This is a genomic window from Streptomyces geranii, assembly GCF_002954775.1.
GTDB lineage: Bacteria > Actinomycetota > Actinomycetes > Streptomycetales > Streptomycetaceae > Streptomyces > Streptomyces geranii.
On sequence record NZ_PJME01000007.1, the window covers coordinates 87,219 to 100,686 of the forward strand.

The following is a 13,468-nucleotide window of genomic DNA, read 5'->3' on the forward strand; positions in this document are numbered from 1 at the left end:
CAGCGCGCCCGAAAAGACCTCCGGCCGAGGGGGACGGCCCTCGGCCGGAGTCCGACCGTCACCGGGCGGGTGGTGACGGTCAGCCGATGTAGTAACTGTCGCCGTACACCTTCCAGTCGAGCGGCGGATCCAGGTTCAGGTTCCCCTGGTCGAGGAAGACGCGCTGGGCGTTGTCCACGCGGCTGGTGTCCTCGTGGGCGGTCTCCTGCTCCATCGCCCAGGTCCGGGCGTCGAGGAAGGCGTTCAGATACGTCGTCTCGTCGCCGCCCTCCGTCGGGGTGGCCGCGTTTGCGAGCGCCCGCGTGCGGATGCCGCCGAAGGAGAGGCTGTCCGTGCCGGGGCCGTGCATGACCATGGCGTCGTAGTAGACGAACTGGCCCAGCGTGCCCACGCCGTCCTGCTTGGCGCGGGCGACGGCCGGGCCGAAGTAGACCCGGTCCCGCTCGTCGTTCTGTGCCGCCCGGAACACCGACGTCTTGGCGGCCTGACGCCAGGCGGTGGGGAAGCCCGGATCGAGGCCCTCGTGCGAGTCGGTGCCGTTCACCGCGCGCAGGGCGGGCAGGAAGGGGGCCAGGGCGTTGTCCGGGGCCCGCTCGGTGTACAGCTCGACGAGGGCCAGCATGTCGCTCGTACCGGAGCAGAAACCGATGATCCCACCGGTGTAGCCGCGCCCGTCGCCGATGTCCTGGATGTACTTGTACTGCGCCCGCCAGTCCAGCGACGAGTTCTCCGCGCTGCACACCAGCCGCATCGCGATGTCCTTCTTGGCCGGGTCGTCGAGCCCCGTCGCGGTCGCGTCGGCCGCGTCGGTAGTGGCGCCGGACGCGATCCGCTGGGTGGTGAGGATCGCGGTGGCGCCGAGCGCCGCCAGCAACGTACGACGGGCGGCGGCTCTGTGCATCATCGGCACGTGAACTCCAAACAGGCGCGACGGGAAGGTGATGAGGGTCGCGCGCCAAGTTGGGAATGCCGTGGGGTGGGAGTAGGAGGTCGCTGTGAGTGTCGGTCGGAGTCCGCAGAGTCGCGGCTCCGACGGCGGCGCGCGGAAGTACTCCCTGGGATCGGCGACCGGCTCGCGCACCTTGAGGTCCATCAGCCCGCCGACCGCCGTGATCCCGGCGGCGACCGTGCCGTCAACCCTTGTCAACCGCCCCCGCGTGTCGTGCGGTTACGTCCGCCGGGGTGACGCGAGCAGGTAGCGGACGCCGGTGCGCGGCTCGGTGACCTCGCCGGTCTGCCAGCCCGCCTTCTCCAGCGTGGCCGCGCAGGCCCGCAGCGCCTCGCCGTCGGGCTCGCGCACGGCGACGGCCTCCGGCTGCGGGGTCGCCCGCACCCGGTACCCGTGCGCGCCACCACCGTCGGCCGCCCGGTGCCCACCTGCCTCCAGCGCCAAGGCCGCGGCCTGCACCAGATGCGTACGCTCCCAGCCGCACGGGCGGTCCACGGCCCCGTCCTTGTTGGTCATCCGGCGCAGCTCCAGCAGCCCCTGCCAGGCACTGTGCACCTCGCGCGTCCGGGCGGGCCCGGTGGCCGGTATCTCCTCCTCGCCGCCCACCCGCGCGGCGAACACCCCGGCGGTCCCGGCGGCGGGTGCGGCCTCGGGCGTGGCCGGTGTCTCCGTCGGCTGCGCTTCCTCCCGTAGGCGATGGCCCGTCGGCGTCAGGAAGTGGTCGTGCGGTGGCCGCGGATGCCGGAAGGCGAGCCCGCGTTTGACCAGCGCGGCGAGCTGGAACTCCGTACCCCGCAGCCGTCCGGTGACGGGATCGGCGGCGTCGATGACGCGTCGCTGGGCGGCGGTCGGCGGTCGGGTCATGGCGCACTCCTCCCCGGTCATGAGTCGGCCCGGTCACGGGTCTCCTCGGTCATGGGCCGATTCGGTGGATTCGACCCGTTCGAAGACTACGACCCGGCACTGACATCGCGGGCCCAGCGCTCCAGCACCGCGAACTCGCGCTCCCGCAGACCCTTGCGCGCGTCGATCCGCAGCAGCAGGGCGGGGCCGGCGTGATGCTCGGCCACATGGCGGACGTCGAGGTCGGTGATCATGTCGTCGACCCAGACGAAGGGGCGCCCGTCGGCCCACTCCACGACGCGGCGCGTCTTCCAGTACAGGCCGTCGGGGTCCTCGGCGAACAGGTTGGTGAACTCGATGACCGGCAGATTCGCAGGCAGCCCGATCACCGGGCCGATCATCTTGTTCGCCCCGTGCATCCAGGTCGTCGCCCACACCAGGTCGTACGGCAGGGCGAGCAGCCGGGCGCCGTGCCCCGGGTGCAGGCGTATGCGCAGACCGCGCCGCAGCCGCCGGGAGCCCGGTTTCTGCCTGGCCGACCAGTTCGCGGGGTGCACCCGGCGGGTCACGTAGCCGCGCGGGCGCAGCAGCCGGGCGCGGAAGGGGTTGAGGGGGCCGTCGACGTCGAGGAGGAGCAGCGGTCGGTCCGTCATGGGGAAGGGCTACCCATGACGGACGGCGGACGACCGCCACCCCGGTGAGCGCTACTGCCGATAGCCGCTCAGGAACCGGCCGATCCGGCTGATCGCCACCTCCAGGTCGTCCGCGTGCGGCAGGGTGAGGATGCGGAAGTGGTCGGGGGACGGCCAGTTGAAGCCCGTACCCTGCACGACCTGGATCTTCTCCTGGAGCAGCAGGTCCAGCACGAAGCGCTCGTCGTCGTGGATCTTGTGCACGGCCGGGTCGAGGCGCGGGAAGGCGTACAGCGCGCCCTTCGGCTTGACGCACGAGACGCCCGGGATCTCGTTGAGGCGCTCCCAGGCGCGGTCGCGCTGTTCGCGCAACCTGCCGCCGGGGGCGGTGAGTTCGTAGATGGACTGCCGGCCGCCGAGCGCGGCCTGGATGGCGTACTGCGCGGGCGCGTTGGGGCACAGGCGCATCGACGCGAGCATCGTGAGACCTTCGAGGTAGCTGCGCGCGTGCTGCTTGGGGCCGGTGACCACCAGCCAGCCCGAGCGGAAGCCGGCCACCCGGTACGTCTTCGACAGACCGCAGAAGGTCAGGACGACCAGGTCGGGGGCGAGCGCGGCGGCCGAGTGGTGCACCTCGTCGTCGTACAGGATCTGGTCGTAGATCTCGTCGGCGAAGACCATCAGGCCGTGCCTGCGGGCCAGATCGAGGATGCCCTCGATGATCTCCTTCGGATAGACCGCGCCGGTGGGGTTGTTGGGGTTGATGATGACGACGGCCTTGGTGCGGTCGGTGATCTTCGCCGCCATGTCGTCCAGGTCCGGGTACCAGTCGGCCTGTTCGTCGCAGAGGTAGTGGACCGCCTTGCCGCCCGCGAGGGTCGTCACCGCCGTCCAGAGGGGGAAGTCCGGGGCGGGGATGAGCACTTCGTCGCCGTCCTCGACCAGCGCCTGTACGGCCATCGAGACCAGCTCGGAGACGCCGTTGCCGAGGAAGACGTCGTCGACGTCGACCTCCAGGCCGCGTTCCTGGTAGCGCTGGGCGACGGCCCGGCGGGCGGAGAGGATGCCGCGCGAGTCCGTGTAGCCGTGGGCCTGCGGCAGCATGCGGATCATGTCCTGGAGGATCTCCGCGGGCGCCTCGAAGCCGAAGAGCGCGGGGTTGCCGGTGTTGAGGCGCAGGACGCTGTGGCCCGCCTCCTCCAGCGCGTTGGCGTGCTCGATCACCGGTCCGCGGATCTCGTAACAGACCTCGCTGAGCTTGCTCGACTGCCGGAACTCCATGCGCTTACGCCCCTCCGGTTTGTGTGTTGCTTGGTTTTACCAAGTTCCAGCTTGGAAAGTCCAACAACATGTCTAGACTGCGTCGCATGTCACCACGCCGAAGCTACGAGCAGTACTGTTCCACCGCGCGCGCCCTCGACGTCGTCGGCGACCGCTGGACCCTCCTGATCGTCCGGGAGCTGCTGGCCGGCCCGCGCCGCTACACGGACCTGCACGCGGACCTCCCGGGCGTCAGCACGGACGTACTGGCCTCCCGGCTGAAGGACATGGAGCGGGACGGACTGGCGACCCGCCGTCGGCTGCCTCCGCCGGGCGCCGTCTACGTCTACGAACTCACCGCCCGGGGAAGGAAGTTGCTGCCCGTCCTGCAAGCCCTGGGGGAGTGGGGCGCCCCCGAGCTGACCGAGCGCCGGCCCACCGACGCGGTCCGCGCCCACTGGTTCGCACTGCCGCTGCTGCGCGGTCTTGAGGACCTGAGCGGCGGCGAGGGCCTGGTCGAAGTCCGCCTGGAAGAGGGCGAGTTCCATCTGTACGTCGGTGCCGACGGCATTCCGGTCTACGGAGCCGGACCTGCCCCCGAGGAGCCCGACGCCCGGCTGGCGATGGACACCGGGACCTGCGCGGCCGTCGGCCGGGGGGACCTGGGCGTGCTGGACGCGGTCCGGGACGGACGTATCGAGGTGACCGGCGACGGGACGCTCGCCAAGGCCCTGCGCGAGGCGTGAGGTCCGAGGCGGGCGATCAGGGTCCGGAAACGGGACATGCCCGCCGCGTACAGCTTTGCGCGGCGGGCATGTTGACGAACCGTCAGTGCGGTGGGGAGTCGTCGGTCATACCCCCGGAGGGCCCTGCCTCGGCCGGCCCGAGCCGCGCGTCAGGGCGTAGCCGCCGACGCCCGCGAGGGCGGCCAGCGCGCCGCCGATGGCGGTCCAGACCCAGCGGTCGGACCACCAGCCGGAGGACCAGCCGCCGTCGGGCTCGATGCTCGACAGCACGGCGGTCGTCGTCGAACTGTCCTCCGTGTCCTCGGAGTTCTCGGACTGCTCCGAGTCCTCGGACTTGACCGCGATTCCGGGCACCAGCGGCTCGGCCAGCGAGCCGTCCACGGCCGCCGAACCGCCGATGTCCTTGGAGTCGACCCGCAGTTCGGCCTCGACCGGGAGGCCGAGGTCGGAGGTCGGGAGGTTCACGGCCGTCAGCCGGACGTAATACGTGCCCGGCAGCGGGTCGTTGGCCCACTGCTCCGACCAGGCGCGGACCGTGCGCAGCGTGCACGCCAGCTCCACGGAGGCGGTGCCGGGACCGGCGGTACGCGTCTGGGCGCCGTACTGGCAGGCCTGACGGCGCCGCAGACCGTCGTACACGTCGAGCTGCCACGCCTCGGACGCGTGGGTGTCCGGGAGCTTCACCGTCGCCTTGACGGTGGGGCGTTGACCGGCGTCGGCCGGGAACGACCAGTACAGGTAGTCGCCCGCCGAACCGCTCGCGGTGGCCTGCTCGCCCTGGTCGATCTCCGTCGCCGTACGGAACGACGTACCCGCCGAGGTGGGCGCCGAACCGCCGTCCGAGGGGCTCGGGGAGGGCGTCTCGTCGGCGACGGCCGGGACGGCGGCCAGGCCGAGCATCAGCACGGCGGAACCCAACACACGGGTACCGCGCGCCAGTTGACTGGTGAAAGCACGCATCAGTTGGTCCTCCATACCGCGACCCGCCAACGCGAGATCCAGCCCCACAGCACACCCGTGAGGAAGCCGACCAGGACGAGCGCGCCCAGCAGCCACCAGCCACGGCCGAGACCGAAGGAGGCCACGTCGCTGGCCTGGCTCGGGCCGTCGACGACGTCGACGGTCAGTTCGAGCGGCAGACCGGGCGTGGCCGCCACACCGCTCGCCGCCGAGAAGGAGTTGGTGACCTGGAGACACACGGTCTCGGCGGCCGGCTTCTCGGCGTCGTCATCGTCGTCGGCCTCCGCCTTCGCATAGCGCAGGCCCGTCGAGATGACGTCGGTACGGCCGGTGCCGTTGCCCTCGCCGCGCACGATCTCACGGCCGTGCACGGTCACCGCCCGCAGCAGCACCCCGTAGTCGGGGTTGACGGCCCGGTCGGCCGACACGCTCACCGAGGCGCGCACCTCCTGCCCCGGCTGGACCTCGACCTTGTACCAGCGCTGCTGCCCGAACTCCTCGCGGTCCGTGTAGAGACCGGACTTCACCGCCGGGGCGTTCGTGCACCCGGCGGCGCCCTCGACGGCGACCGGCGTCACCACCGGGTCGGCGGCGCGGACGACCAACTGGTTGACCTTGTCGGCGAGTTCGTCGGTGTGCTCGACCGAGGTGTACGTCCCGCCGGTCGCCTCGGCGATGCAGCTCAGCTGCTGCCGCATCTTGGTGTTGGGGACCAGACCGAGGGTGTCGATGGTGAGGCCGATGCCCTTGGCCGCGATCTCCCGGGCCACCTCGCAAGGGTCGAGCGGCGCGCAGGTGTCCTCGCCGTCGCTGATCAGCACGATGCGCTTGGTGCCCTCACCGCCGTCGAGGTCGTCGGCAGCCTTGAGCAGCGCGGGGCCGATCGGCGTCCAGCCGGTGGGCGTGAGCGTCGCGACCGCCGTCTTGGCCTCGGTGCGGTCGAGCGGGCCGACCGGGTAGAGCTGCGCGGTGTCCTTGCAGCCCTCCTTGCGGTCGTCGCCCGGGTAGTTGGCGCCCAGCGTGCGGATACCGAGCTGGACCTCCTCGGGCGTCGCGTCCAGCACCTCGTTGAACGCCTGCTTCGCCGCGGCCATCCGCGACTGGCCGTCGATGTCCTTCGCCCGCATCGAACCGCTGACGTCGAGAAGGAGGTTGACCTTGGGAGCTAGTGCGGTGGTTTCGTCGGCGACGGCTCCGGCCGGGACCGCGATCCCGGCCGCCAGGGCGGCGAACAGGGCGCAGGCGCCCACCGCCAGCCGTTGTCTTGTGATCATCGACGGATCCTATTGACCTCGGGCGACCCGCTTCAAAACGGGTCCCGTCAACAGGCCCTGCCGACAAGGCCCATCAGCGGGTCGTCAGTCACCCTCCCGTTTGACTTCCCCCAGGGGATTGGGGAGTTCGGTCCACAGATCCCCGGGAGTCTCCGGAGACAACCGCATCAGCGTCAACGCCTTGGTGGGCAGGGGCTGTTCGAGCAGCGCGAGCAGATCGGGCGTGCGCGGCAGCCCGCGTACGGCCGTCTCCAGGGCGGCCCGCAGTGCCGCCTCCGAACCGGCGGTCGCGCCGAGCGCCCCCGCCACCAGAGAGCCGAACAGCTTGCGGCGCAGGGTGGGTTCGTCGTCGGTGACGATCCGTCCGGTCAGCTCCGGCGCCGGGATGCCGTGCCGGGCCAGCCGGGCCGGGCTGACGCGGATGTCGGCCAGGTCGCGGTAGACCAGCCGGAGTGGGTCGCCGGACGCCGACAGCACGACGAGCAGATTCTGGCCGTGCGCCTCCAGGGCGACGCCCAGATCGAGCAGCCGCAGCCCTACGGTGAGCGCGAGACGCGTGAACTCGGCCAGCCAGGCGGGAGATTGGGGAAACCCGGTGGCGGCGAGCGCCCCGACCGGAACGACCCGCTCGCCGGCCCCCGCGTACCGGTCCGGCGACTCCCTCAACACCGCTGCCAGATCAGGCGAGTCGGCGGTGACCGCGCCGAGCGTGCGCGTGATGTGCAGCAGTCCGTCGAGCCGCGCCGCCATCGACTCCATGAACGCCGACACCGTCTCCGCCGTCCCGATCGAGTACGGCGAGATGTCCCGTACCGAGGAGGTCAGCCGGGCGCTCAACGCCGTCTTGAGATGCGGGCCGTTGTCAGGGAGGGCGAGGCTGCGCAAGGACATCAGCGGATGCGCCGAAAGCGCACCCCTGCTGGGGAGTTGGAGCACATGCGCCGCCTGCCACGGATGCACCGGGATCAGGGGAAGCCCCTGGGCCCCGCCGTCCCGCAGCCACTCGGGCCACTCCCCGTGCACGGCGCAGCCGTCCGCCGCCACCAGCGCCAGCTGTACGACGGGCCGGTGCTCGGGCCCGTACGCGAGCTGCTCGGCGACCGAGAAGCCGGGCCGGGAACGGCAGTTGGGGTGGAAGGGATGCCCGTCGACGACCCGCTGCTCCCACTCCCAGCCGGTCACCGGGTCCCCACCGGTACCGTCCTGGTTCGCGCGCGACAGGGCCAACGAGGCGACGCTGTGCCCGAGTTCGGCCGCGAAGGCGGGACCGTGCGGGACGGCCAGGTCCGTCAGGAGGCGTACCGGATCGTCGTACGAGGCCGTCCCGAGCCGTACGGCGGTGACGCGGCCGTCGACGGCGTACGGATCGGCGTACGGGCCCTCCAGACGGCGGCCGTCCGCCAGCAGGAGACCCGCGCCGCCCTCCCGGCGGACGATCCACGGCAGCGGCTCATGGACGAGCGCCCGCCACAGCCGGGTCAGTACGGCGGCCCGTGCGCCGGGCAGTTCGGCCGCGTACCGCGAGGCGAGGTCGGGGCGTACGGCGGCCAGTTCGTCGGCGACCTCGGCCTCTGCGCTGGAGGGACGGTGCACGGCGGGCTCCTCGGGTGCGGGGTGCGAGTGCGGGTTTGGGTGCGGGTATGGGCTGGTGGGCGGGTGGGCCGACGACAGACATACTGATCGCCGGTGCACCCCGGGAAACCGCACCGTACGGAAGCACCGTAAGAATCGAGGGAACGCGTGGACTCCACCGTGCACCCCACCGCGACCCCTGACGCGTCGGCGCACGACGGCATCGCGGAGCGGGCGGACGTCTGTGCGATCGCGCCCCTGCTCAACTGCCTGCTCAGGGAAGTCGCCGAGCCGGTCCCCGGAGCGGGCGAACCGCGCGTGTACCGGCTGCCGAGCGGCGAACGCCTGCTGCGGGTGCGGGGCTCCCGGCGGCCCACCGCGCCCGAGGTGGACACGGGCGACGGCGGCTGGCACCCGGTCGGGCACGCCGAACTCGTCAAGCTCGTGGCCGAGGAACTGCAGGCGCACACGGGCCTGTCCAACCCCGAACTGCCCGCCGAGATGACCGACAGCCGGGACGCCGTCGCCGCGCTGCTCACGGTCCGCGACCGGGCGACGGTGCCCGAGGACCCGTACCGCCGCTCCGAGCAGTCCCTGCTCACCGGGCACCCCTACCACCCGGCGCCCAAGGCGCGCGGCGGCGGCCCGGTGGCACGCTGGCTGCCGTACGCGCCCGAGGCGTACGCCGCCTTCCCGTTGGCGCTGCTCGGGGTGCGTGAGGACGTGGTCGCCGAGGAGGGCGACGTTTCGGCCCTGGACGCCTTCGGCACGGCCCCGCCCGGCTACCGGCTGCTGCCCGCCCACCCCTGGCAGCTCGACCTCGTCGGCCCGACCCTGGCGGACGCCTTCGCGGACGGCCGCCTGATCCGGCTCGGCGAGACGGCCTCCGACGCCTGGCCGACGGCCGCGATCCGCACGCTGTACGCACCCGAGCACGACGTATTCGTCAAGTTCAGCCTCGACGTCCGCATCACCAACGACATACGCCGGCTCTGGCGCCACGACCTGCTGGCACTGCGCCGCACGGACGCGGCGGTCGTCGCCGCCGCTGCCGAGGGCCGGCCGGTCTGGCTGAGCGACCGGGGCTACCGCACCGCCGACTTCGCCTTCGAGGAGCTGGCGGTCCTGGTCCGCGACGGCCTGCGCGACCATGTCGTACCGGGTGCCACCCCGCTGCTCGCCGCCGCGCTGGTGGAGGGCTTCGACGGCAACCCGCTCGACGGGCTGACCGACCCGGCCGCCTGGTGGACGGCGTATCTGCGCTGTGCCGTACCGCCGGTCGTCGAGCTGTTCGCACGCCACGGCGTCGTCATCGAGGCCCACCTCCAGAACTGCCTGATCGCGGTCGACGCCCACGGAACCCCCGTACAGGCCCTCTACCGGGACGCGGAGGGCGTGAAGCTGCTGCCGGACGTGACGCGGGCGGCGGGCTGGGAGCGGCTCGTGTACTGCCTCGTCGTCAACCACCTCACGGAGGTTGCGGAGGTGCTGCGGGAACGCCACCCGGGCTTCGACCCCTGGCAGGCCGTACGCCGCGAGCTGTCCCGGCACGACCTCCCCGAGGCCGCCGCGCTCCTGGCCTCGCCGACCCTGCCCGGCAAGACGAACCTGCTGCTGCGCTGGACGGGCGCGGACGGCGCCGACGCCCGGTATCTGCCGCTGCGGAATCCGCTGGCGGGGTGAACCGGTGGGGCGCGGGGAACCGTTCCGGACCCGGTGACGTCATGAGCGAGACATCTAGACTGATGGCCGGTATTGGGGAGACTTGCGGCTGATTGTGGCCGCTGGACAGGGGGATGGGGGAGTCATGAAACCGCTCGGAGCAGGTGATCCCGCCTCTGTCGGGGACGGCAGATACCGGTTGGTCGGACGGCTCGGCCAGGGCGGAATGGGCGTCGTCTACTTCGGCCGGTCCCGGTCCGGCCGGGCGGTGGCCGTCAAGGTCGTACGGCCCGAACTGAGCACGGAACCGGGCTTCCGGCGCCGATTCGCCGACGAGGTCGCCGCCGCCCGCCGTGTCGGCGGTTTCCACACCGCGCCGGTCGTGGACGCCGACCCCGAGGGCGAGCCTGCCTGGCTGGTGACGGCCTACGTGCCTGGCCCCACCCTGCGGGACGTGCTCGACCAGGTGGGCCCCCTGCCCGCGGACACCCTCACCGTGCTCGCCGCAGGCCTCGCGGAGGCGCTGGCCGCCATCCACCAGGCCGGAGTCATCCACCGCGACCTGAAGCCCGCCAACATCATCGTCGCGGAGGACGGCCCCCGGGTCATCGACTTCGGCATCGCGCGGGCCCTCGACGGTACGGCCCTCACCCAGACCGGGTTCCAGATCGGCACCCTCGGCTTCCTCGCGCCCGAGCAGCTCACCGGCGGCACGCTCACCCCCGCGGTGGACATGTTCGCCCTGGGCGTGGTGCTCAGCCAGGCGGCGGGCTGCGCTCCCTTCGGCGACGGGGCGTCGGCCGCCTGGCCCTACCGCGTCGTCCACGAACAGCCGGACCTCACGGGCGTGCCCGGCCTGCTGCGCGGACTGGTCGCGGACTGTCTGTCCAAGGACCCGCTCGACCGCCCCGGCCCCTCGGAGTTCCTCGACCAGCTCACGGTCCGGCACCCGGCGGACACCTGGCTGCCCGCCGAGGCGACCGCGCTCCTGCGGAGACAGGCCCCGGTGACGGACCGACCGTCTGCGGCAGCCACATCCACATCCACCGACCCGCGCGCGGGTGCGTTCGGGCCACCGCCGGTCGCCTACGGGCAGGCGGCGGCCACGGACCCGCGTACGGCGGTTTCCGGTCCACCCCCGGTCGCCGACGGGCGGGCGCCGGCCGGTGACCCGCGCGCGGGTGCGTCCGGCCCGCCGCCGGTCGCCGATCGACAGCCCGTGGCCACCGGTCCGCAGTCCTCGGCCACCGATCCGCGTACGGCGGTCTCCGGGCCGCCTGCGGGCGCCGATGGCCGGCCCCTGGCGCTGGACCAGCGCGCGACGGTGTCCGCGCAGCCCCCGGTCGCCGACGGGCGGGCGCCGGCCGGTGACCGGCGCGAGACCGTCTCCGCGCCGCCCCCGGTGGCCGATGGGCAGGCCGCGGCCGACGACCCACGCCCCGCCCCACACGCCCCGTCGGCGTCCGCGGAGGGCCCGACCGTGGCCGCCTACCCCCGGACCGTCCAGTCGCCGCCCGGCCCCGGCTTCGGGCCCCCGCCGGACGTCACGCCCGTACAGCCGCCCGGAGGGCTCGTCCCGCCCGACGGAGCCGGGACGCGGCGCGGGCGCCGACGGGCGGTCGCCCTGGCGGCACTGCTGGTCGCGGCGGCCGTCGCGGGGCTGATCGTGTGGCAGCCCTGGAACCGTTCCGACGAGCCCGACGGCGACAGCGCAGGCGGAGCCTCACCGTCGCCCAAGCGATCGACGCCCGCCGCGTTCCCCGACGACGCCCCGCTGCTGGTCCGGCTGGACACGGAGCCCGGATCGGCGGACTGCCACAGCGTGATCGGCCTCCGCGACTCCACCAAGGACAACCCCGAACGGCTGATCGACGGAACCTGCGACGCCCTCCCGCAGTGGTCCCCCGACCACGAGTCGTTCGCGTTCACCCGTAAGACGTCGGACGGGTCCGCCGTGTGGACGGCGAAGGCGGACGGCAGCGACGTCCGCCGGATCGCCGCCATCTCCGGCGGCCGGGTCTCCTGGTCCCCGGACGGCAAGCGACTGGCCGTCCTGCGCCGCGACGCGGACGGTGTGCAGCAGCTGTACGCGGTGAAAATCTCGGACGGCTCCGCGCAGCAACTGACCTCCGTCACCGGGAAGGTGGAGGACCCGGCCTGGTCCCCCGACGGCAAGCGGATCGCCATCTGCCTGCAGAAGACGTCGGGCTGGCAGGTCCACCTCGTCGATCCGGCAAAGCCCGACGCCGAACCCCGGCAGGTGACCCACCAGACCCGGCGGGCGCTGGACCCCGTCTGGTCACCGGACGGCCGCCACTTCGCGTACACCGCCGGAGCACCCGACGAGGGGACGGGCGGAGACATCCACATCGCCAAGGCCGACGGCACCGGCGACAGGGTCCTCGTCCGGACGGCCGCCCAGGAGATGGACCCGGTCTGGTCACCGGACGGCAAGTGGGTGGCCTTCGTCCGCGGGCCCTTCGACCGGCCGGTGATCTGGGCGATCCGCGCGGACGGCACGGGTGCGCGGAAACTCACCACCGGGAGCACACCGGAGGGGCACCCTTCCTGGCGCTGAGGCCGGTGCGAATCGGCGCTGGGATCGGCGCCGAGAAATGCCGGCCCGGCTGTCAGACCTGATCACTAGACTCGCGGGATGAGAGAGGTCACGGCAACCCACTACATCGAGCCCCTGAGGTCGGGCGGTTCCGTCCCCGGGGTGGTCGAGGCCGACGATCTCGGCACCTACGTCGTCAAGTTCACCGGCTCCGCGCAGGGCCGCAAGGCACTGGTGGCAGAGGTGATCGTCGGCGAGCTGGCCCGCGCCCTCGGACTGCGCTTCCCCGAACTCGTCCTCGTCCACTTCGACCCGGAGATCGCCGACGAGGAACCCCACCAGGAGGTACGGGACCTGCACACCGCCAGCTCCGGCCTGAACCTCGGCATGGACTACCTCCCGGGCGCGCGGGACTTCACCCCGGAGGTCGCCGCGAACTGCACGGTCGACCCGCTGGAGGCCGGGAAGATCATCTGGCTCGACGCGTTGACCGTCAACGTCGACCGCACGGTGCACAGCTCCAACCTGATGATCTGGCCGACGCTCGGCCTCGCACCCCCGCGCCTCTGGCTCATCGACCACGGCGCCGCCCTCGTCTTCCACCACCGCTGGGACGGCGCCGACCCCGCGAAGGCCTACGACTTCCGCCACCACGCCCTCGGCCACTACACCCCGGACACCAGGGCCGCCGACGCCGAACTCGCTCCCCGGGTGACCGAGGACCTGCTGCGCGGCATCGCGGCCGAGGTGCCGGACGCCTGGCTGACCGGCGAACCGGGCTTCGCGACCCCGGACGACGTCAGGGAGGCGTACGTCGGCTACCTGCACGCGCGCGTGCGGGCCTCGGCGGCCTGGCTGCCCACCGACTTCCCCACCCGGGAGGAACTCGCCGCCGAGGAGACCCTCCGGGCGGCGAAGACAGAGCGAGGCCGCCCGAGTTGGCTCAAGCGGGTCCCCGACCTGCACGGCAAACCGGCGGCGGAACAGGATTGGTCGGTGCACCTCGGATGAGC

11 protein-coding genes are annotated in these 13,468 nt (G+C 72.6%); 4 read left to right on the forward strand and 7 right to left on the reverse strand.

Annotated features, from left to right (window positions below; translation table 11 throughout):
• Nucleotides 1–79: 79 nt before the first annotated feature.
• The 4 genes from CW359_RS12695 to CW359_RS12710 form a co-directional block, all read right to left on the reverse strand.
• Entirely contained in the window at nt 80–904 is an 825-nt protein-coding gene (locus CW359_RS12695; RefSeq protein WP_105970003.1) for a chitosanase, read from the reverse strand.
• Nucleotides 905–1,168: 264 nt separating this feature from the next.
• Nucleotides 1,169–1,813 carry a hypothetical protein gene (locus CW359_RS12700; RefSeq protein WP_105970183.1) on the reverse strand — a complete coding sequence of 215 codons (645 nt, stop codon included), beginning with the start codon at nt 1,811–1,813 and terminating at the stop codon, nt 1,169–1,171.
• An 86-nt stretch (nt 1,814–1,899) separates the two neighbouring features.
• Nucleotides 1,900–2,445, reverse strand: coding sequence for an HAD domain-containing protein (locus tag CW359_RS12705; protein WP_105970004.1), 546 nt, complete (start codon nt 2,443–2,445; stop codon nt 1,900–1,902).
• A gap of 51 nt (nt 2,446–2,496) precedes the next feature.
• Nucleotides 2,497–3,705 (reverse strand): pyridoxal phosphate-dependent aminotransferase, encoded by a 1,209-nt coding sequence (locus tag CW359_RS12710; RefSeq protein WP_105970005.1) that lies wholly within the window; start codon nt 3,703–3,705, stop codon nt 2,497–2,499.
• Between the two features lie 86 nt (nt 3,706–3,791).
• Here CW359_RS12710 and CW359_RS12715 point away from each other — a divergent pair, with 86 nt between their 5' ends.
• The gene (locus CW359_RS12715; RefSeq protein ID WP_105970006.1) at nt 3,792–4,430 is read left to right on the forward strand and encodes a winged helix-turn-helix transcriptional regulator; all 639 of its coding nucleotides are present in this window, start codon (nt 3,792–3,794) and stop codon (nt 4,428–4,430) included.
• Nucleotides 4,431–4,535: 105 nt separating this feature from the next.
• On the opposite strand, the gene CW359_RS12720 is transcribed toward CW359_RS12715, so the two are convergent.
• The 3 genes from CW359_RS12720 to CW359_RS12730 form a co-directional block, all read right to left on the reverse strand.
• Nucleotides 4,536–5,390 carry a hypothetical protein gene (locus CW359_RS12720; RefSeq protein ID WP_105970007.1) on the reverse strand — a complete coding sequence of 285 codons (855 nt, stop codon included), beginning with the start codon at nt 5,388–5,390 and terminating at the stop codon, nt 4,536–4,538.
• Nucleotides 5,390–6,664: a VWA domain-containing protein gene (locus tag CW359_RS12725; protein ID WP_105970008.1), complete on the reverse strand. Its 1,275-nt coding sequence runs from the start codon at nt 6,662–6,664 to the stop codon at nt 5,390–5,392. Before CW359_RS12725 ends, CW359_RS12720 begins: the two co-directional genes overlap by 1 nt.
• Before the next feature lie 84 nt (nt 6,665–6,748).
• Nucleotides 6,749–8,257 (reverse strand): IucA/IucC family protein, encoded by a 1,509-nt coding sequence (locus tag CW359_RS12730; RefSeq protein ID WP_105970009.1) that lies wholly within the window; start codon nt 8,255–8,257, stop codon nt 6,749–6,751.
• A 147-nt stretch (nt 8,258–8,404) separates the two neighbouring features.
• Here CW359_RS12730 and CW359_RS12735 point away from each other — a divergent pair, with 147 nt between their 5' ends.
• From CW359_RS12735 to CW359_RS12745, 3 genes are all read left to right on the forward strand, one after another.
• On the forward strand, nt 8,405–9,919 hold the full coding sequence (locus CW359_RS12735; RefSeq protein ID WP_408647477.1) for an IucA/IucC family protein: 1,515 nt from the start codon (nt 8,405–8,407) through the stop codon (nt 9,917–9,919).
• A 124-nt stretch (nt 9,920–10,043) separates the two neighbouring features.
• Nucleotides 10,044–12,476 carry a protein kinase domain-containing protein gene (locus CW359_RS12740; protein ID WP_105970010.1) on the forward strand — a complete coding sequence of 811 codons (2,433 nt, stop codon included), beginning with the start codon at nt 10,044–10,046 and terminating at the stop codon, nt 12,474–12,476.
• A gap of 78 nt (nt 12,477–12,554) precedes the next feature.
• Nucleotides 12,555–13,466, forward strand: a complete 912-nt coding sequence (locus tag CW359_RS12745) for a HipA family kinase (RefSeq protein ID WP_105970011.1) — start codon at nt 12,555–12,557, stop codon at nt 13,464–13,466.
• The last annotated feature ends 2 nt before the right edge of the window (nt 13,467–13,468 follow it).